Here is a 20,509-nt window from a genome sequence, read left to right on the forward strand (position 1 = left end):
GCCGGCCGATGACGAAGGCGCCCGCCGGATGCTGTGGCACATGACACACTGATGGGTACCGGCGCGACCAACAGGATCGGCAGGCGTCATGGCACCCACTCCACGCAGCGCGGCCACCGACAACTCCGCACAGACCTTCGACGCGGACGCCTGCGTCGTCGGGGCGGGTCCCGCGGGCCTGGCCGCAGGCAAGGCGATGGCCGACCGAGGCATCACATTCGACTGGTTCGAGAAGGGGTCGATGGTCGGCGGCCTGTGGCGCATCGACAACGACAACGACGACTCAGCGGCGTACGAGACCCTGCACCTCAACAGTTCGCGGCCGCTGACCCAGTACCCGTCGTACCCGATGCCCGAGCACTGGCCCGACTTCCCGCACCACACCCTGATGGCGCAGTACTTCCAGAAGTTCGCCGAGGACAACGGACTCGTGGAGCGCATCACGTTCCGATCGCCGGTGACGCGGATCGAACCGCTGCCCGGTGACGGACTCCCTGGCCGTCAGGGGTGGGCGGTCACGACCGACGGCGGTCGGACCCGCACCTACCGCTCCGTGTCGGTGGCGACCGGACACCACGGTGTGCCCAAGCAACCGCAGTTCGCCGGCTCGTTCTCGGGCCGGTCCCTGCACGCGCACGAGTACGTGGAACCGTCGATGTTCGAGGGCAGGGACGTCCTCGTCGTCGGCGTCGGCAACTCAGGGATGGACATCTCGTGCGAGGCGTCGCGGGTGGCCCGCAACGTGTACCTGTCGACGCGGCACGGGGTTCATGTGATCCCGAAGTACGCCTTCGGTCGGCCCATCGACCAGTTCACGTCCCCGCTCTTCGCGTACATCCCCTTTCCCGTGGAACGCAAGCTCTACGAGATGCTCATCCGGCTCAGCACCGGCCGGCCGCAGGACCGCGGGCTCCCGAAGCCGGACCACCGGCTACTGAGCGCGCACCCCACGGTGTCCTCGGAGCTGTACGACCGGGTCGGGCACGGCGACATCACGATCAAGCCCGACGTCGACCGTCTCGACGGCGACAGCGTTCGTTTCGTCGACGGCAGTCGCGAGCACGTCGACGTCGTCGTGTACGCGACCGGTTACCGGGTGTCGTTGCCGTTCCTCGCCCCGGACGTGTACGACCCCGCCGGAAACTCGATGCCGCTGTATCAACGGGTGCTGACGCCGGATCGGCCCGGCCTGTTCTTCATCGGCTTCATCCAGACGGTGGGATCGAACATTTCGCTGGTAGAGCTCCAGTCGGACTGGGTGGGCGATCTGATCACGGGAGCCTCGCAGCTCCCGTCCGACGCCGAGATGCGGGACTGGATCGCTACCGATCAGGCCGCGCTCGCGCACCGATACGTCCGGTCCGAGCGCCACACGATGCAGGTCGATTTCTGGCGCTATCGGCGCGCGCTGAAGGAAGCCCGGTCCCGGAAGAAGAACCCGACGCTGGTCGAACGTCTCACCCGCCCGCTCCTCGGCCTGCGTTGACGACGAACCCGGGGCGCCTCGACAGAGGCGCCCCGGGTTCGTTGCGAGAGTCCGGAGGGCGCGACGACCCCCGGAGAAATATCAGTCCGTGGTCTTCTTCGTCGGAGCCTTCTTGGCGGCCGGGGCCTTCTTCGCGGCGGCAGCCGGGGTGGTCTTGGCAGGGGCAGGCTTGGGAGCCGCAGCCTTGGCCGGCGCAGCCTTCTTCGCCGCGGGTGCGGGCGTGGCCTTCTTCGCGGGAGCCGGGGTGGCCTTCGGTGCTGCGGCCTCGACCCGCCCGGCGGCAGCCTCCGACGTGGCCTCCGCACGCTCACCGGCGCCCACGACGCGGCTGGCGACCGAGTCGCCGGTCTCGGACAGGCGTTCCGCGACGCTGTCGCTGGTCTCCGACAGCACCACGGCAGCCTCGTCGGCGGCGTCGCTGATGCGGCCGGCCGCGCGACCGGCGAGCTTGGCGGCCTGCTCTCCGAGTTCGCGGGTCTGACGAGCCACGGTGCCGAGTGCTTCCTCGGTCAGTTCGACGGCGTCGCCGAAGACGGCCTCGGCGCGCCCCAGCTGCTCCTCGACGGCCGGCTGCTTGCGGATGCGGTCGACAGTCTCCTCGCCGCGCTCGGCCAGAGAGACGTACAGGTCGGACGCCACCTTCAGGTACGCCTCGGCGACCTTGCGCAGCTCGTCGGCGGTGAAGCGCTCGCGCAGCTCGGCGAGCTCCTCGGGCAGCTCGGACGGCAGCGCGGCGAGCCGCTCGCGCAGCTGCTCGACGCCCTCGGACACCTCGCCGGGCAGGTTGGCCCAGCGCTCGCGGGCCTCCTCGATGCGCTCGGACATGTCGGTGTTGGTGTTCTCGGCGCGCGAGCGCACCTGGGACACGACGTCGGCGACGGCCTGGACCACGAGGTCACCGGTACCGACGGCGGCGTAGAACGGGGTCTTCACGTTTTCGATGATCTTCGGATCAGTCATTCTCGGATCTCCTGTCGAGTGGATCTGCGATCTCGTGCTCTTCGTCGTCCGAGTCGGCCACACCCCCCGGAGCCTGATCGGCGGATTCGGACTGTTTCGGGTCGTTCTCGCGACAGAACGACTCGTAGATCTCGAGGAGCACCTGCTTCTGCCGCTCGGTGATGGCACCGTCGGCCAGTAGCGCGTCCCGGACCGGGCTGTGTGGGCGTTGTTCGAGGAATCCGGCCTGCATGTACAGGACCTCGGACGACACCCGCAAACCCTTCGCGATCTGAGCGAGGACGTCGGCGGACGGCTTTCGCAGTCCGCGTTCGATCTGACTCAGATAGGGATTGCTGACGCCGGCGAGTTGTGCGAGCTGACGTAAGGACACCTGCGCCGCTTCCCGCTGTGAACGGATGAAGCTGCCGATGTCCTGAGCAGCGTTGCTCACGACTCGCGCGGCACCACTCATGTCGTCGGGCTCGTCGGCCATCAGTACTCCCTGTTCTGTGCGCAAACCCCACGGTAGAACAGGGTGCTAACAATTGCAAGCACTTTGCTAGCACTTGCCTCGAGGTGTGCCGGAGAGCGGCCCCGATCAGCCGAACATGAGCTGCGAGATCGTGTAGATCGCCAGGCCCGCGAGGGCACCGACCACGGTGCCGTTGATGCGGATGAACTGCAGATCCCGACCGACCTGCAGCTCGATCTTGCGGCTCGCCTCCTCGGCATCCCACCGCTGCACGGTCTCGGTGATGATCGCGGTGATCTCGTCGGTGTAGTTCTCGGCGACGTACCGGGTGCCGGAGAGCAACCAGCCGTCGACCTTGGCGCGCAGCGTGGCGTCGTCCCGGAGGCGCTCACCCAGGCTCGCGACGTTCTCGGCGACCTTGCGGCGCAGCGTGCTGTCGGGGTCGTCGACGGATTCCATGATGAGCCGCTTGGTGACCCGCCATGTCGCGGCGGCGAGTCCGGTGATCTCCTCGCGGCCCATGATCTCGGCCTTGATCGACTCGGCCTTCGCGATCGTGGCCGGGTCGTTCTGGAGGTCGTCCGCGAAGTCGATCAGGAAGCGGTTGGCCGCCAGCCGCACCTCGTGTTCGGGGTTGGACCGGACCTTCCACGTGAACTCGACGAGCTCGCGGTAGATCTTCTCGCCGAGCATCGCGTCGACGAACTTGGGCGACCACGACGGCGAATCCCGGCTGATGATGCGGTCGATCGTCTCCTGGCTGTTCAACGCCCACTGGTGCGCGCGCTCGGCCAGCAGGTCCAGCAGCGGCATCTGCCGGTTCTCGCGCAGCAGCTCGGCGAGGACCTTGCCGATCGGCGGCCCCCAGTCGGGCTCGGCGATCCGTCGGACGATGGTGTTGTCGATGATCGCGGTGACGTCGTCGTCGTTGAGGACCTCGACCACGCCGCGCAGCAGGGTCGCGGTTTCGGCCGCGACGCGCTGTGCGTGCGCGGGCTCGGCCATCCACGTGCCGACCCGCAGTGGGATCTGCGCGTTCTCGACCTTCGCCGACACCACCTCGGGGGCCAGGAAGTTGTCGCCGACGAAGTTGCTGAGGCTCTCCCCCAGCTGATCCTTCTTCCGTTTGATGATCGCGGTGTGCGGGATCTTCAGCCCCAGCGGATGCCGGAACAGCGCGGTCACCGCGAACCAGTCGGCGAGCGCGCCGACCATACCGGCCTCGGACGCCGCCCTGACGTACCCGACCCACGCGCCCGCACCGCGGGACTCCTGCCATCGGCAGAAGAGGTAGACGACGGTCGCGAACACCAGGAATCCGGTCGCGATCGCCTTCATCTTCCGGAGGTCGCGACGTTTGGCGTCGTCGTCGAAGACGCCGGCGAACGTGGACGCGGATGACGGCACCGGCCGCGGCCGCTTCTCGGACGGAAGCGGGGCCGGGGGCGACTGCACGGGCTGCACGGGCTGCACACTCGTCATTGTGCCGAAATCCGTGATCACACCGCGGAGATAGACGTCACTCCTACCTGTCGGCACATTAAGCTGACCTTCTGGATCAACCCCGAACGGATGTGGCGAAACCCAGTGCCGAAGCAAACCGCAGATCTACAGACAACCGAGTCCGAGACGACCGGCAAGAGCGAGAAGCCCGACGGGCGCAAGCGTCGTTGGCGCGAACACAAGATCGCGCGCCGCGAGGAACTCGTGGACGGCACGATCGCGGCCATCCGCTCCCGGGGCCGCGACATCGGCATGGACGACATCGCGTCGGAGATCGGCGTCTCCAAGACGGTGCTGTACCGCTACTTCACCGACAAGAACGACCTCACCAGCGCGACCATGATGCGATACGTCGAGACGATTCTCGCGCCGCGCATGTACGAGGCGATCGGCGAGGATCTCGACGAGTACGACCTCACTCGTGTCGCGATCTCGGCCTACGTCGAGACGGTCGCGGCGGACCCGGACGTCTATCTGTACGTGATGGCCAACAGCTCGGGGCCCAATCGCGATGTGGTCGCCGACTCCGAGCGGATGATCGCGGAGCTGCTCGCGACGGTGCTCGGCGAGCGGCTGCGGAGCATGGACATGGACTCCGGCGGATCCGTGCCGTGGGCGTACGGCGTGGTGGGTGCGGTCCAGCTGGCGACGCACTGGTGGATCTCGAACAAGTCGATGTCGACGGACGACCTCATCGACTACCTGGTGATGATGACGTGGGGCGGCATCGCGGGCATCGCGGCGTCCAACGGGTCGCCGGCGCGGTTCAAGTCGGTGCCGCATCCGCTACGCGAGAAGCCGGACCAGACCGACTGATCAGATCTTGTGTTACCGCCGGTAACAAGTATTCTGGCGGTGTGACCGACTTCACCGACCCGCGCGACGAGCACCACGACGACGAACCGGCCGGCTACCGGGGCCCCGCCCAGGTCACCGTCGGCGGGCATCGTCCCGTCATCGTCGACGTCGAACTCTCGGGCAACTTCGAGCCCATCAGCGGTCGGTTCGTGTGGCGCGGGCGCGTCCGCGAACTGACGGCCGCGCTCGGTGGCGACGTCGCCGTGCCCGCCGGGACGGAATTGACGATCGGCACCGCGGAGGGCACCGGCGTGGCCGCGGTCAGCGACCTGGACCTGTGGGGCAGCCACATGGTCGACGGGCTGACCCGGCCCCCTTTCCCCGTCATGGAGGACACCGAGGGGCTGCTCTAGTGTGACCTGTTGCACGCAGGCACAGCACCCGCCGAGGCACCCCTTCCGCCGTCGCTTCTCGCATCCGGAGGTCTTCGTTGGCCGACAAGGTTCCCACGTCCCGCCTCGTGCGGGGCTCGAAGTTAGGCCAGGTCGCCGCCGGTCGCGCCATCCGTAGCGCCGGCACCCGGGTGTCGATGGTCGGCCGGTCCGAGGAGGTCCGCGCGCGCCTGGCGGAGAAGTCCGCGATCGCCGCCGCCGACCAGCTCGTCACGGTCCTCGGGAGCATGAAGGGCGTGGCGATGAAGCTGGGCCAGATGCTGTCGATCCTCGATCTCGACCTCGTTCCCGAGGAGCACCGGGAGGAGTTCCAGCGCAAGCTCGCGGCACTGCGGGATCAGGCGCCGACGACGTCGTTCGAGACGATGCGCGATGTGATCGAGGCCGACTACGGACGCCCCCTCGGCGACGTCTTCGCGGAGTTCGACCCCGAGGCCGTGGCCGCCGCGTCGATCGGTCAGGTCTACCGGGCCCGGCTGCACGACGGCCGCGACGTCGCGGTCAAGGTGCAGTACCCGGGCATCGACGCCGCGATCCGCGCCGACATGAAGAACCTCACGATGTTCCTCAAGATCTGGAAGTCGACGGTTCCGACGTTGTCGACGCCCGCGCTGCTGAACGAGTTGCGCCTCAATTTCGAGGGCGAGCTGGACTACGAGCGCGAGGCACTCACCCAGCGCAAGATCGCGCAGTTGTACGCGAACCACCCCTTCATCGCGGTCCCGGACAGCGTTCCGGAGCTGAGCACCCACCGCGTGCTGGTGAGCGAGTTCTTCGGCGGCACCGGTTTCGCCGGCATCCGCGAACTCCCCCAGCGGGAGCGAAACCGGATCGGCGAGATCATCTTTCGCTTCTACATCGGTTCGCTGTACCGCTATCACGAGTTCTGCGGAGACCCGCATCCCGGAAACGTGCTGCTCGGGGACGACGGCCGTGTGGGGTTCGTGGACTTCGGACTGTTCAACAGCATGGACGCCGAGCACGTCGAGTTCGAGAAGAGCTGCCTGCGCGCGGCGACCGAGGGCCGCAAGGACGACCTGCACGCGCTGATGGTGCAGCGCGGTGTCATCTCTCCTGCGGCGGAGGTGACGCCGGACGAGTGCCTCGACTACGTCTACGCCGCTGCGGAATGGAACCTGGTGGACGCCGACATCGCGATCACCCCGGAAATGGCGAGCACGGGCTTCCTGCTGGCGATCGACCCGCGCGCGTCGGAGTTCTCGGGCATGAAGACCCAGAGCCTGCCTCCCGAGCATCTGTTCTCGAGGCGGGCCGATTTCCTCACGTTCGGGGTTCTGGGCCAACTCGACGCGAGCGCCAACTGGCACCGCATCGGCCGGGAGTGGGTGTACGACGATCCGGCGGCCACCGAACTCGGTGCGGCCGAGGAGCAGTGGAGACTCACCCTCTGACGCGTCCCGGCGGACGAACGTAGCACGAACGGAAGATTGCCTTCCGGTGAAGTCCGTCCACCGCTGCTCCGCGGCCCCACGGCGTCCACTAGCGTGACCAGTCGCTCGCAGCCGGACACACGGGAGGCCCAATGCTGCAACACATGTCGGGTGGCGTGGAGACGCCGCAGAGTCCCACCCTCGCACGGATCCGGGCAGGTCTGACGACCCTCGGCCCGCGCGAGCAACTCGTGGCCCGGGCGATCCTGTCCCGACCGCAGGCCGTGGTGGACATGTCGACAGCCGAGTTGGCCGCGCTGTCGGGGACGTCGCCGGCGACGGTGATCCGCGGGTGTCAGCGTCTGGGGTTCCGCGGATTCCAGCACCTGCGCCTCGAACTGGCGCGGGTGTCGTCCAGCGAGTCGGGGACTCCGTCGACACCGTTGGACGAGGCCTTCTCGGCGGCGAGCGACGCTCTGGTGGCAACTCGCGCGAACGTCGACGGCGACGCCTTCGACCGGGCCGTCACGTCGCTGATTCGCGCCGACCGGGTTCTCATGCTCGGAAACGGGTTCTCCTCCCCTCCCATCCAGGACGCGGCACTGCGCTTCGTCACCGCGGGTCGCAGTGTCGAGGCACCCGTCGACATTCTGGCCCAACAGTTCTCGGCTCGACTCCTCGCGGCCGGTGACACCTGCCTCGCGGTGAGCTACTCCGGCGCGAACACGCACACGCTGCGGGCCTGCACGGCGGCAGCCGACCGCGGCGCGACGGTGATCGCGGTGACCAGCTACGCGCATTCCCCCTTGACACGTCTCGCCGACCCCGTCCTATGGGCCGGAGCCGGTCTGCGCGAGAACGACGCCGATTCGTTCGCCAGCCGGATCAGCCAGTCCGTCATCCTGTACGCGCTGCACCGCGCGATCCTGTGCCACCCCGAGTCGAGGCCACTGGACTCCGCGGCGCGTGAGGTGGTCGCCGACGCACTGAGCGAAGATCTGCCGTCGGCGTGACGGGGGCCGCGGCCCATTGTTAATCGAGCCGACTCCGTCTCGTCGCACGACGCGCGTCGAGCGTTCAGCCCCGCCGACCAACATCACCTTCCGTGAAACGTCGTTCCAAACCTGTTGGAGCGATGGAAGAGGAAGGGTGGACATTGATTCCGATCGATGCGCCGGGCACGTACAACGTGCGCGACGCCGCTTGCGGCCCGGTGGGATCCGGCAGGCTTTTCCGCTCCGCAGCGCTCGACCGACTCGAGCCGGCCGGCGTGGACGCCCTGCTGTCGACGGGCATCCGCACCGTCGTGGATCTGCGTGACGAATCCGAGAAGAACCCGAGCTCGACCGCACGGTCCTGGAACGTCGTCGGGATCCCGTTGTACGACCCGGCGTTCGGCGCCCCGTCGCACGGGGACATCGATTCGGTGTATCGCGGACTTCTCCACGACCGCGGTCACCGGATCGTCGACGCGCTGCGGGCGATCGCCCAGTCACCCGGGCCAGTTCTGGTCCACTGCACGGCCGGCAAGGATCGCACCGGTCTGGTGGTGGCCGTCGCTCTCACCGCGGTCGGCTCACCTGAGGCGGACGTCCTCGCCGATTACGCGTTGTCCGGCAACCAGGTTCGTCCGCACCGCGAGAAGGCCGCGCGGCAGTTGCTGGCGCAGCGGGAACTCGACGAGCACGAACGGCAGCAGAGCCTGGAACTGCATCTCGAGTCACCTGCCCCCGCACTCGAACGCGCGCTGGCCGAACTCCGCGACGTGTACGGCTCGGTGGACGACTACCTGCGCGCCCACGGCTTCACGGACACCGATCTCGCGGCGCTGCGGGATCGCCTGTGCGGCGGGCAACGGCTGACCGTGCTCCACGTCTCCGACGTACACGCGACCGCGAGCGGTGCGCTGTACCGGCGCGTCGACGGCACCGACCGTCTCCGGCAGGTGACGGACACCGTCCTGGGCTCGGCTCTTCGGCCCGACGCGGTCGTGATCACCGGAGATCTCTGTCAGTCAGGAGAATTCGACGCCTATCCACGACTGGCCGAGGCCGTCGAGGACATGCGCGCACGACTCGGCTGCCCGGTCCTGCCGGTACCCGGAAACCACGATCACCCCGATCTGTTCGCAGCCACGTTCGGCGCCGACCGCGTCGTCGAGGCCCGCGGATATCGAATCGTGGGTCTCGACACCAGCACCGGGTCGCTTCCGGACAGCGAGATCGACTGGCTCGTCGCCACTCTCGCTGAACCCACTGCCGCGGGGACGGTCCTCGCGATGCACCATCCCCCGATCCGGGCCGCCGCGGCCGCGCTCGTGGGCCGCGAACTCGCCGCACCCGAGCGACTCGCATGCGCCCTGCGCGGCACCGACGTCCGGGTGATCCTCGCCGGGCACTTCCACCACCCGATGAGCGGGGCCCTCGGCGACATCCCGGTCTGGGTGGGAGGTTCCCTGGCCTACCTGCAGGACACCGGCGCCAGCGCAGGCACGGTGGTCGGCCTGGACTCGCCGTCGTTCTCGGTTCTGCGTCTCGACGACCAGGGTTCGAGTTGCGTGCCGATTCCCCTGACCGACCCGGACGTGCTGTTCCGGGCCGCACCCGGAACGACCGTCGTCCCCGAGCGTCGCCGTCGCCCCGTTCCCGCTGCACTGCCCTACGACCCACCGTTCCAGAAACAGCCGATCAGGAGTTCGAAATGACCCGTCTTCGTAAAGTTCTCGCCGGCGTCGCCCTCGGTGCGACCGTCGCCTCCGTCGCCGCCTGCTCGGAGCCCGAGGCGCCCGCCGCCGCGCCGTCCGAGTCCGGTTCGGGCAGTGGATCGCTCACTGTCTACACTTCCGAGCCTCAGGCCAAGATCGACGCGATCGCCGCGGCGTTCGAAGAGGAGAACCCGGGCATCGACGTCCAGATCTACCGCGCCGGGACGGGCGACCTGAACGCCCGGATCTCGTCCGAACGCGCCACCGGCAAGATCGGCGCGGACGTGCTCCTCGCCGCCGACGCCCCCACCTTCGAGGGGTTCAAGAAGGACGACCTTCTGCTGCAGTACACACCGGCGGACGCGTCGTCGCTCGACCCGAACGTCGTCGATCCCGACGGCTTCTACGTGGGTACCCGCATCATTCCGACGGTGATCGCGTACAACACCGGTGCGGTGTCCGCCCCACCCACCTCGTGGAAGGAGCTGGCCGATCCGCAGTACGCCGGCAAGATCACTCTCCCCAATCCGGACGTCTCGGGAGCCGCGGCGTTCAACACCGCGGTCTGGATGAGCACCGACTCCCTCGGCGAGGCCTGGATCGAGGGCCTCACCGCCAACGATCCGGTGGTGGCCGAGAGCAACGGCCCGGTGGCTCAGGCCGTCGCGGCCGGCACCCAACCGATCGGTGTCGTCGTCGACTACCTGGTGCGTGAACTCGCGGCGAAGGGCTCCCCCATCGCTGTGTCCTACCCCACCGACGGTGTCCCGTACATCACGCAGCCGGCCGGCATCTTCAAGGACTCCGACAACGCGGCCGCGGCGAAAAGTTCGTGGACTTCCTGGTCGGCAAGAAGGGCCAGGAACTCGCCGTCTCCCAGCAGTACCTGCCGGTCCGCGGTGACGTCGGCACGCCCGCGAACGCTCCGAGCCTGGACAGCCTCACGCTGCTGACCCCGAACCTGCAGCAGATCACCGAGATCCAGGCCGACGCCGTCAAGAAGTTCAATGCCCTCGTCAAGTAGTTCGACCAATGCCGTTGCCCGGACCCGTCCCGGGCAACGGTTCGATTCGACGACGGTACCGCGGATAGTCCTGTGGCTGTTCGCGGGCGCCCTCATCGTTGCGCCGCTCGTCGCTGTCGTCGCTCTCGGTCTCGGCGGCAACCACGTCGGTGAACTCGTCGACGGCGGCATCGTCACCGCGGCCCGCAACAGTGTCGTTTCCGCCGGCCTCTCTGCGGTGCTCGCCGTGCTGGTCGCGACGGCGATGGCACTGTCGCTGGATCGCACGGACCTGCCCGGCCGCCGGGTGCTGCGCCTGATCCTGTTGAGCCCGTTGCTCATTCCTCCCTTCGTGGGTGCGATCGCGTGGACCGGCCTGTTCGGGCCCAGTGGCACGATCAACAAGTTGTGGACCGGTGCGTTCGGTGGTCCGCTGTGGAACATCTACGGCGGCGACGGGGTGGTGTTCCTGCTGACCGTGCACTCGTATCCCATGGCCTACCTGATCATTTCCGCGGCGCTGCGCAAGGTGCCGGGCGACCTCGAGCAGGCCGCCCGCATCGCCGGCGCCTCGCCGTGGCGGGCAGCGCTCACGGTGACGCTGCCGTTGCTCCGCCCCGCGCTTCTCGCGGCGTTCACCCTCACCGCCGTGTCGAACCTGGCCGATTTCGGCATCCCGGCCCTCGTCGGCCTGCCCGAGCGCTATGTCACCCTCTCGACGATGGTGTACCGCTACATCCAGTCCGGCACCGTCGACAGTCCCCTCGAGGTGGTGTCGACCATCGGGATCGCGCTGCTCGTGCTCGCCGCCGCTGCCGTCTGCATCGACCGCCTGCTCTCGCGGCGCGCGCAACAGCTCGACGGCCCCGTGACCGAGGGACAGTTGCTGCCGTTGGGCGCCGCCCGGATCCCGACCACCGTCGCCGTGTGGGTGGCGGGCCTCGCCCTGACACTGCTGCCGATCGCGGCGCTCGCGACCCAGGCCCTCCTGCCCGCACCGGGAGTCCCACTGACCTGGGACAACCTCACGATCGACAACCTCGTCAACGCCGTCACCGCGCCGGGAACGTTGGTAGGGGTGCAGAACTCGGTGATGCTGGCAGTGGGAGCGGGTGTCGTGTGCGCGGTCGCCGGACTGGCCGTCGGAGTGCTCACGACGCGGACCCGCAACCGGAGCAACGTCGGCCTCGACCTCGTCGTGATGCTGCCGCAGGCTATGCCGGGACTCGTCATCGCGGTCGGCTGGCTGATCATCGCCCGCTACACCGGCCTCTTCGACACCGTCTGGGTGATCCTGTGCGCCTACGTGACAGCGTTCGTCGCGATCGTGGTCCAGGCGGTCCGGGGGCCGTTGACGTCGACCCCCACCGCGCTGGAGGAGGCCGCCCGGATCTCGGGGGCATCCCAGGTGCGGGCGCTGCACGACGTGCCGTGGAAGATGGCGGTGCCGGCCGCGATGACCGGTGGCGTCCTGGTGGCGTTGACCGCGGTCCGTGAACTCACCATGTCGGTCCTGCTCGTCGCGCCAGGAACCCAGACACTCGGAGTGTCGATCTTCAACCTGCAGCAGGCCGGCGACTACAACGCCGCGTCCGCGCTGTCCCTGATCGTGGTGGCCGTCGGTACCGCGGCCCTCGGTATCGCGGCGTCCACCCGCCATTCCCACTGACCCCGACCGACGAAAACGGAGGCCCCACAACCATGTCCGCGATCTCACTGAAGGGCGTCGAACTGGCGTACCCGAACGGCACCGTAGGACTGCGCGGCGTCGACCTCGACGTCGAGGACGGCGAGTTCGTCGCGCTGGTCGGGCCGTCCGGCTCCGGAAAGACCACGCTGTTGCGGACGATCGCCGGATTCCTCCGTCCCACTGCAGGCACGGTGCGATTGGGTTCGCAGGTCGTCGCCGGCGCCGGTCGTTCGGTGCCCCCGGAAGGACGTGGGCTGGGCATGGTCTTCCAGCAGCACGCGATCTGGCCGCACCGCAGCGTCGGCCGCAACGTCTCCTACCCTCTCGAGATGGCCGGCGTGCCGCGGTCCGACCGGTCCCGGAAGGTGGCGGGCGTGCTGGACATGGTGGGACTCTCCGGATACGAGAATCGTAATCCGGCAACACTTTCCGGTGGACAGCGGCAGCGGGTGGCACTCGCGCGGGCGCTGGCGTCCGAGCCTCACGCCCTGCTGCTCGACGAGGCACTGTCGGCGCTGGACGAGCCGCTGCGGGACCGCCTTCGACTGGAGCTGCGGACCCTGACCCGGGCGGCCTCGCTCACGGTCGTGCACGTGACCCACGACCGCGCCGAGGCCCTGGCGCTCGCCGATCGAGTCGTCGTCCTCGACGGTGGCGCCATCGCGCAGGTCGGGACACCCGAGGAGTTGGTCTCGCAGCCGGCCTCGACGTTCGTCGCGCGTTTCCTGTCCGACGCCAACCTCGTCGACGGACGGGTCGGCGACGGATGCTTCGACGCCGACGAGTTCCCGTTCCGGGTGGATCTCACCAGACTCGGGCCCACAACTCCCGGGCGCGGCACCCTTGCCGTCCTACCCGGCGACATCGATCTCACCCCCGCAACCACGGACGGCGCGGGCATCGTGATGTCCTCACTGTTCGGGCGGGACAGCTCCGATGTCATCGTCACCCAGCACGGCAAGGACTTCCGTTGCTCGGTCCGGGGTATCCGGCCGGCGGTGGGCGATCGGGTGTCGCTCGCGGTACGACGCGCGTTGTTCTACCCGGCACCGTCGGAGGTCGACGGCGAGCGCCCCACCGACATGTCGTGCGCCGACGCTCTGAAGGTCTCGGGATGAGCGGCACCGCCGTCGCGCTGGTGCGGCACGGCCGCACGGACTGGAACCGCACCGACAGACTGCAGGGGTCGAGCAATGTCCCACTCGACGATGTCGGCCGGCAGCAGGCACGCTCCGCCGCGCGCGTGCTCGGCGCCGACGGTTGGGGCGCGATACTCGCGTCGCCCCTGCGCCGGGCGGCCGAGACCGCCGCGATCATCGGGCTCGAACTCGGGCTGGGACGGGCCGAAACGAGCGAACTCCTCGTCGAGCGAACCTACGGTCTCGCCGAGGGCCTCACCCGGGAGCAGGCGCTGAGAGCGTGGCCGGACGGCGTGTTCCCCGGCCAGGAGTCGACGGAGTCGCTCACCGCCCGAGGCCTGTCCGCGCTCGACGCGATCGCGCGCACGCAGCGGGGCGAGCCGGTGATCGTCGTTGCGCACGGCGCGCTCATCCGTGCGACGCTCACCGCCCTGATGCCGGCCCCGGCACCGCGGATCCTCAACGGTTCGGTGACCACCCTGGCCCACACCGAGGGCCGATGGGCCGTGCGCGAGATCAACCTCGTCGAAGCGTGAGCCGCACACCCCTGCCTGTGGCACAGTTCGGATTCATGGGAGCGGACTCGCAGAGCGCACTGTGGACCACACCGGCGGCCGAGGCGCTTCGCGCCGGACCGCACACGAAGGTCGCGAAGATCGACGCCAAGACCACCCCGGGCTTCACCGGCAACAAGGCCGACGGCGAGCGGATGCTCGAGGAACGCGGCGCGGCGCTGTCGGCGCTGCAGGAGAAGCTGTACGCCAACGGCCGCTTGGGAGACAAGCGTTCGGTGCTGCTGATCCTGCAGGGCATGGACACCGCGGGCAAGGGCGGCATGGTCCGGCACGTCATCGGCCATGTCGATCCGCAGGGCGTCGACCATGCCGCGTTCGGGGTGCCGACGCCGGAGGAGAAGCGCCACCACTACCTGTGGCGGATCAACAAGGCCCTCCCCCGCGGCGGCCAGTTGGGGGTGTTCGACCGGTCCCACTACGAGGACGTCCTGGTGGTTCGTGTCCACGACCTCGTGCCACCGGAGGTGTGGCGCGGACGCTACGACGAGATCAACCAGTTCGAGCGCGAACTGGTCTACAGCGGCACGACGTTGGTGAAGGTCGCGATGTTCGTCTCGCTCGACGAGCAGAAGGCGCGACTCGCCGAGCGCCTGGAGCGTCGCGACAAGTACTGGAAGTACAACCCGGGCGACGTCACCGAGCGTGCGCTGTGGCCGCAGTACCAGCAGGCGTATCAGGCGCTGCTGGACAAGACGTCCACCGAGTACGCACCGTGGTACGTCGTGCCGTGTGATCGCAAGTGGTACAGCAGAATTGCGGTGACGGAACTGTTGATCGACGCACTGTCCCGGCTCGACCTGGACTGGCCCGAGGCAGAGTTCGACATCGACGTCGAGAAGGAGCGCCTGGCGCGCTCCTGACGACCGTCTACAGCATGTGCGGCGTGCTGTGGTGCACCTTGTGGTCGTGGTGGGTGACCCCGCCGAAGATCAATGCCGATCCGGCCAGGCACAGGAAGCTGACCAGCCCGGCGATCAGGGCCCATCCCGCGAATCCGCCGCCTGCGGCAACGAGGAACAGTCCGAGCGTGGCGATGCCGACCAGGGCCAGTGCGTATCCGGCCCACCCTGCGAAGTCGTTCAGAGTCATCTGATGCTCCCTCCTCGATGTCGGGCTTCGAGGTCTGTGACACGAAACTACGCCGCATCGAGGAGGGGCAACAGGTACGGCAAATATCAGAAAGTGGCCGCGTCGATCACGAACCGGTATCGCACATCGCTGGCGACGACGCGGTCGTAGGCCTCGTTGATCTTCTCGGCCGGGATCACCTCGATCTCCGCACCGATGCCGTGCGCGGCGCAGAAGTCGAGCATCTCCTGAGTCTGCGGGATGCCGCCGACGAGCGAGCCCGCGAGGCTGCGCCGGTTCTTGAGCAGCGAGAATCCGCGGACGCTGATCGGATTCTCGGGCAGCCCCAGCTCGACGAGGGTGCCGTCGACCGCGAGCATCGACAGGTACCGGTCCATGTCGAGGTTCACCGACACGGTGTTGAGGATCAGGTCGAACCGGCCGCGCAGCGTCTTGAAGGTCTCCTTCTCCGCGGTCGCGTAGTAGTGGTCGGCGCCGAAGCGCACGCCGTCGTCCTTCTTGCTCAGCGACTGACTGAGCACGGTCACCTCGGCGCCCATCGCGTGCGCGATCTTGACGCCGATGTGGCCGAGACCGCCCAGGCCGACGATCGCGACCTTCTTACCCGGGCCGGCACCCCAGTGGGCGAGCGGCGAGTACAGCGTGATGCCGGCGCACAGCAGCGGTGCCGCGACATCGAGCGCGAGGCCGTCGGGGATCGACAGAACGAACTCTTCGTTCACGACGACGTGCGTGGAATATCCACCGGCCGTGCGCTTTCCGTCACGACCGACGGTGTTGTAGGTGTCGACGACGCCGTTCTCGCAGTACTGCTCCTCACCGGCCTTACAGCTGGCGCAGGCGCGGCACGAGTCGACGAAGCAGCCGACGCCGACGCGGTCACCGACGGCGTGCCGGGTCACCTCGGATCCGACCTCGGTGACGATGCCGGCGATCTCGTGGCCCGGCACGACGGGATAGCTGGTCGCACCCCACTCGTTGCGCGCGGTGTGGATGTCCGAGTGACAGATACCCGCGTACTTGATCTCGATGAGGACGTCGTGCGGACCGACGTCACGACGTTCGATGGTGGTCTTCTCGAGGGGCGCGTCGGCAGAGTTCGCGGCGTAGGCGGAGACGGTAAGCATGCGTACATGCCTACCCGTCATCGGGGAGTGACACACATCGGGCGCCGCCGGAAATCCACTGACCTGCGCCGATACCCCGGGACCAATTCCACCGAAACGCCCCGCACGCGACTTCCGCCGCTCTAGCATCGCCACAACTGAACAGTTGTCCACATCTTGCCCGAGAGTTTCTCACCCAACGTGAACCGAGGGATCGAATGTGTAAACCTGGCTCAGCGTTCGCAGCGGTCATCGCGGCGTCCGCGCTCTTCCTCACCACGGGCGGCACGGCCGCCGCGCAACCACCGTCCACGCCCGCGACCGCATTGCACGCCGAGGGGACGCAACTCGTCGACGGCTACGGCCGGACGGTGCTGCTGCACGGTGTCAACAACGTCGACAAGGATGCCCCGTACCTGCCGCCGGGTGAGACCCTCACGTCCCGAGACGTGGACATGCTCGTCGAGCACGGCTTCAACACGGTAAGGCTCGGGACCTCATTCGACGCGCTCATGCCCGCCCGGGGGCAGATCGACGACGCCTACCTCGACCGGATCACCGGAGTGGTCGACGCACTCACCGCGCGCGGCATCCACGTTCTGCTCGACAATCATCAGGACGGGCTCTCGAAGCCGTGGGGCGGCAACGGATTCCCCGCGTGGGCGATCGAGTCGCGGCCGGAGGCATGGGAACCGAATCCCGGCTTCCCGCTGTACTACGTGATGCCGAGCATGAATGCCGGCTGGGACGAGGTCTGGAACAACACGCACGGCGCGCTCGACTATCTCGGCACCGCGCTCGGCGCACTGGCCGCGCGAGTGGAGGGCAAACCGGGCGTGATGGGCATAGAACTCATGAACGAACCCTGGCCCGGCTCGCCGTTCCTGACCTGCTTCCCCAACGGGTGCCCCGACTTCGACCGCAAGTACCAGGGCGCGATGCAGAAGCTGACGGATGCCGTCCGCGCCGAGAATCCGACGATCCCCGTGTACTGGGAGCCGAACGTCACGTGGAACCAGATGATGCCGTCGAATCTGTTCAACCCGCCTGTGACACCAGCTGTCGCCGGCCCCGACACGGTCTTCGCGCCGCACGACTACTGCATCCCCAGCCAACTTGCCATCTATCTCGGGCTGCCCGAGGCCCTGCGCAGCCTCTGCGTCCCACAACAGGACCTCACGTGGTCCCACATCGACGCGATCACTGCGCGCGCCGACATCCCGACCGTGGTCACCGAGTTCGGCGACGGCGACGCGACCGTCCTCCGGAACACCCTCGCGCGCGCCGACGAACGCTTCATCGGCTGGCAGTACTGGCATTTCGGGTCGAACAACGTCACCGACCCGTTCCTCGGCGACGTCGGCCGGCAGCTCGTTCGGACCTACCCGCAGGCCACGGCGGGCGATCCCGGTCGGATGATCTTCGACGCCGACAACGGCGACTTCGCCTACCGGTACACGCCGCGGGTGGCGACGCGGCCCACCGAGATCTACGTCTCCGACCTGCACTACCCCGACGGCTACGAGGTGCAGGTGGACGGCGGACACGTGACGTCCGCGGCCGGTGCCCGCATCGTCACCGTCGCCGCCGACGGCAGTGGACCGGTGACCGTGAAGGTCCACCGGCCCGGGTCGCCGGGGGCCGAGGTGCCGGACGGGCCGATCAGCACGGGATCGTCGGGCAGCACCGGGTCACTCGGTAGTTCCGGGTCATCCGGCAGCGCCGGGTCATCCAGCAGCGCCGGGTCCTAGCCGCAGCGTCACCGCAGAGAAGACAGCGCACCGGGACCGGACCCGCAGACGGTCCGGTCCCGGTGCACTGCTCGATCGGCGCGCCTACCCCTGCGCGGCACGCCGCCGCAAGCGCCGGGCCGCCGCAACCAGGTTGCGCAGCGACGGCTCGAGCTGCCAGTAGTGGCGGGTCTTGAGCCCGCCGTCGGGGTTCGCCCACAGCCGGTCGAGGTCCACCGATTCGGCGGCCTCGGTGAGCAGGGCGTCGAGTTCGTCGATGTCGGGGATCCGCGCCGAACGGCTCTCGTACACACCGGGTCCGACGCCGTGCGTGAGCGCCTTCTCCTTGATCGCGTCGAGTACCCAGCCGATCGAACGCGTCGCGACGATCGCGGTGACGTCGGCGTCGAGTCGCTCGATCGCGTCGACCACCGACCGCTGGCCCGAGTACGTCAGGTGCGTGTGGATCTGCGTTTCCGGCTTGGCACCGCCCGTCGCGAGACGGAACGCGTCGACCGCCCAGTCCAGGTACTCCTTGCGCCCGGTTTCCCGCAGCGGCAACAGTTCCCGGATGGCCGGCTCGTCGACCTGGATGATCGCGATGCCCGCGGCCTCGAGGTCGGCGATCTCGTCCCGGATCGCGAGCGCCAACTGGTCCGCGGTCTCGTGCAGCGGCTGGTCCTGGCGCACGAACGAGCGCGCCAGCATCGTGACCGGACCGGTGAGCATGCCCTTGACCGGCTTGTCGGTGAGCGACTGCGCGTACGAGATCCACTCCACCGTCATCGGCTCGGGCCGCCGGACGTCGCCGTACAGCACCGGCGGGCGCGTGCACCGCGAACCGTACGCCTGCACCCAGCCGTTGTGGGTGAACGCGTAGCCGTCGAGCAACTCCGCGAAGTACTGGATCATGTCGTTGCGCTCGTGCTCGCCGTGCACGAACACGTCCAGGCCGATGTCCTCCTGCAACGCGATGGTGCGGGCGATCTCGTCCTGGATGCGCTTGTAGTACTCGTCCCAGCCGAGACGCCCCTGGCCCAGGTCGTAGCGGGCCTGACGGATCGCATCGGTCTGCGGGAACGAGCCCAGTGTGGTCGCGGGCACCGACGGCAGGTTCAGCCGGGCCTGCTGCGCGACGCGACGCTCCTCGTATGGTGCGCGGACGCGGTGCGCGGACGTGATCGCATTGACCCGCGCCCGGACGTCGTGCTTCTGCTTGAAGTGCACCGAGGTCGGCTTCTTGCGCCAACGGTCCGACGGACCCTCGGTGAGCGCCTTCGCGAGCGAGACCACCTCGCCGACCTTCTGCTTCGCGAAGGCGAGGCGGTCGGCGACGTCACCGGGCATGTCGTACTCCATGAGCACGTCGTACGGGACGTGCAGCAGCGAGCACGACGTCGACACGACCAGATCCGGGACGACGTCCTTGATCTGGTTGAGGTAGGTCAGGGTGTTGAACCGGTCGACGCGCCACACGTTGCGGCCGTCGACGATGCCGGCGTAGATCCGCTTGCGCCTGATGCCGGGGATCTTCGCGAGTTCCTCGGCGGTGATGCGGCCGTTGATCAGGTCCAGGCCGAGCGCCTCGACGGGGGTGGCGGCCAGGATCGGCAGCGCGTCGCCGAGGTGTCCGTACGGTCCGGTGACGAGGATGCGCGGACGCAGCGGGGCGTGTGCGAGCGTCTCGTACGTGCGGCCGAGCGCTGCCAACTCCTCGGGGGACCGGTCCTCGGTGAAGCACGGCTCGTCGAGCTGGATGCACGTGGCACCGGCCTTGGCGAGCTGCGCGAACAGCTTCTCGTACTGCGGCAGGAGCTGATCGAGCAGATCGAGGGTCGTGAACCCCTCCTGGGTGGATCCGGGTGCGATCTTCGACAGCAGCAGCAGCGAGATCGGCCCGAGAACCACCGGTCGCAGCTCGATACCGAGCGCCTTGGCCCGCTCGAACTCGTCGAACAGCGTCTCCGAATGCAGTTCGAAGGTGGTGCGCTCGTCCAGCTCGGGCTGACGGTAGTGGTAGTTGGTGCCGAAGAAGCGCACCAGCTCGAGCGGCGGGAAGTCGGGCCGGCCGCGAGCCATCGTGAAGTAGAAGTCGAGTGGGTCGAGCTCACCCTGCAGCGGGGCGAAACGCTCCGGGACCGCACCGAACAGCAGCGCGTTGTCGAGCACGTGGTCGTAGTACGAGAACGTGTTGCCGGGAACCTGCGTCAGCCCGGTGGCGGCCAGCTCGCTCCACGTCTGCTCCTGCAGTTCCTGTGCGACGGAGACGAGTTCGGCCTTGGTGCCGGTCCCGTGCCAGTAGGCCTCGAGGGCCCGCTTGAGCTCGCGACGGGGCCCGATGCGGGGGTATCCGAGGACGCTGGATCCGTACCCGGCGGTGTTTGCGGCGGACATGCGGATCGACCTTTCCCTTCAAGCACCTTGCGCCC

Annotated in this window: 17 protein-coding genes and 1 pseudogene; 12 read left to right on the forward strand and 6 right to left on the reverse strand. The window is 68.3% G+C overall.

Translation table 11 applies throughout. The features are described 5' to 3' along the window. The first annotated feature begins 88 nt into the window (after window positions 1-88). Window positions 89-1,486 (forward strand): flavin-containing monooxygenase, encoded by a 1,398-nt coding sequence (locus HUN07_RS21730; RefSeq protein WP_174912680.1) that lies wholly within the window; start codon window positions 89-91, stop codon window positions 1,484-1,486. 81 nt (window positions 1,487-1,567) lie between these two features. On the opposite strand, the gene HUN07_RS21735 is transcribed toward HUN07_RS21730, so the two are convergent. The 3 genes from HUN07_RS21735 to HUN07_RS21745 all read right to left on the reverse strand — a co-directional run bounded on the left by HUN07_RS21735 (window position 1,568) and on the right by HUN07_RS21745 (window position 4,238). Then, complete coding sequence (locus tag HUN07_RS21735) at window positions 1,568-2,446, reverse strand: heparin-binding hemagglutinin (protein ID WP_114718660.1); 879 nt, start codon at window positions 2,444-2,446, stop codon at window positions 1,568-1,570. Then, a complete protein-coding gene (locus tag HUN07_RS21740; protein ID WP_254622631.1) occupies window positions 2,439-2,921 on the reverse strand; it encodes a helix-turn-helix domain-containing protein in 483 nt (160 codons plus the stop codon). Before HUN07_RS21740 ends, HUN07_RS21735 begins: the two co-directional genes overlap by 8 nt. 105 nt (window positions 2,922-3,026) lie before the next feature. Continuing rightward, complete coding sequence (locus HUN07_RS21745; RefSeq protein ID WP_174914948.1) at window positions 3,027-4,238, reverse strand: DUF445 domain-containing protein; 1,212 nt, start codon at window positions 4,236-4,238, stop codon at window positions 3,027-3,029. Between the two features lie 234 nt (window positions 4,239-4,472). Here HUN07_RS21745 and HUN07_RS21750 point away from each other — a divergent pair, with 234 nt between their 5' ends. From HUN07_RS21750 to HUN07_RS21795, 10 genes and pseudogenes are all read left to right on the forward strand, one after another. Then, window positions 4,473-5,219, forward strand: a complete 747-nt coding sequence (locus HUN07_RS21750) for a TetR/AcrR family transcriptional regulator (protein WP_114718659.1) — start codon at window positions 4,473-4,475, stop codon at window positions 5,217-5,219. A gap of 41 nt (window positions 5,220-5,260) precedes the next feature. Beyond that, window positions 5,261-5,614, forward strand: coding sequence for a DUF4873 domain-containing protein (locus tag HUN07_RS21755; protein ID WP_114718658.1), 354 nt, complete (start codon window positions 5,261-5,263; stop codon window positions 5,612-5,614). 77 nt (window positions 5,615-5,691) lie between these two features. Next, entirely contained in the window at window positions 5,692-7,065 is a 1,374-nt protein-coding gene (locus tag HUN07_RS21760; protein ID WP_114718657.1) for an ABC1 kinase family protein, read from the forward strand. Between the two features lie 131 nt (window positions 7,066-7,196). Beyond that, entirely contained in the window at window positions 7,197-8,057 is an 861-nt protein-coding gene (locus HUN07_RS21765) for a MurR/RpiR family transcriptional regulator (RefSeq protein WP_217487154.1), read from the forward strand. Window positions 8,058-8,200: 143 nt separating this feature from the next. Further along, window positions 8,201-9,748: a tyrosine-protein phosphatase gene (locus HUN07_RS27310; protein ID WP_302675463.1), complete on the forward strand. Its 1,548-nt coding sequence runs from the start codon at window positions 8,201-8,203 to the stop codon at window positions 9,746-9,748. Next, window positions 9,745-10,772 (forward strand): annotated as a pseudogene (locus HUN07_RS21775) (ABC transporter substrate-binding protein). The gene HUN07_RS27310 and the pseudogene HUN07_RS21775 overlap by 4 nt, the downstream one beginning before the upstream one ends. Further along, entirely contained in the window at window positions 10,756-12,420 is a 1,665-nt protein-coding gene (locus tag HUN07_RS21780) for an ABC transporter permease (RefSeq protein ID WP_174912686.1), read from the forward strand. Before HUN07_RS21775 ends, HUN07_RS21780 begins: the two are co-directional and overlap by 17 nt. A 32-nt stretch (window positions 12,421-12,452) precedes the next feature. Further along, window positions 12,453-13,559: an ABC transporter ATP-binding protein gene (locus HUN07_RS21785; protein WP_174912689.1), complete on the forward strand. Its 1,107-nt coding sequence runs from the start codon at window positions 12,453-12,455 to the stop codon at window positions 13,557-13,559. Beyond that, window positions 13,556-14,116 carry a histidine phosphatase family protein gene (locus HUN07_RS21790; protein ID WP_174912692.1) on the forward strand — a complete coding sequence of 187 codons (561 nt, stop codon included), beginning with the start codon at window positions 13,556-13,558 and terminating at the stop codon, window positions 14,114-14,116. The genes HUN07_RS21785 and HUN07_RS21790 overlap by 4 nt, the downstream gene beginning before the upstream one ends. A 35-nt stretch (window positions 14,117-14,151) precedes the next feature. Further along, window positions 14,152-15,015, forward strand: coding sequence for a polyphosphate kinase 2 family protein (locus HUN07_RS21795; RefSeq protein WP_174914949.1), 864 nt, complete (start codon window positions 14,152-14,154; stop codon window positions 15,013-15,015). A 7-nt stretch (window positions 15,016-15,022) separates the two neighbouring features. Here HUN07_RS21795 and HUN07_RS21800 read toward each other — a convergent pair whose 3' ends face one another. Next, window positions 15,023-15,244 carry a hypothetical protein gene (locus HUN07_RS21800; protein ID WP_114718651.1) on the reverse strand — a complete coding sequence of 74 codons (222 nt, stop codon included), beginning with the start codon at window positions 15,242-15,244 and terminating at the stop codon, window positions 15,023-15,025. Window positions 15,245-15,330: 86 nt separating this feature from the next. Next, window positions 15,331-16,371 (reverse strand): NAD(P)-dependent alcohol dehydrogenase, encoded by a 1,041-nt coding sequence (locus HUN07_RS21805; RefSeq protein ID WP_302675464.1) that lies wholly within the window; start codon window positions 16,369-16,371, stop codon window positions 15,331-15,333. Window positions 16,372-16,568: 197 nt separating this feature from the next. Here HUN07_RS21805 and HUN07_RS21810 point away from each other — a divergent pair, with 197 nt between their 5' ends. After that, a complete protein-coding gene (locus tag HUN07_RS21810) occupies window positions 16,569-18,101 on the forward strand; it encodes an endoglycoceramidase I (protein ID WP_174912697.1) in 1,533 nt (510 codons plus the stop codon). Between the two features lie 84 nt (window positions 18,102-18,185). Here HUN07_RS21810 and metE read toward each other — a convergent pair whose 3' ends face one another. Next, on the reverse strand, window positions 18,186-20,474 hold the full coding sequence (metE, locus tag HUN07_RS21815) for a 5-methyltetrahydropteroyltriglutamate--homocysteine S-methyltransferase (protein ID WP_114718648.1): 2,289 nt from the start codon (window positions 20,472-20,474) through the stop codon (window positions 18,186-18,188). Window positions 20,475-20,509 lie beyond the last annotated feature (35 nt).

Source organism: Rhodococcus sp. W8901, from assembly GCF_013348805.1.
Lineage (GTDB): Bacteria > Actinomycetota > Actinomycetes > Mycobacteriales > Mycobacteriaceae > Prescottella.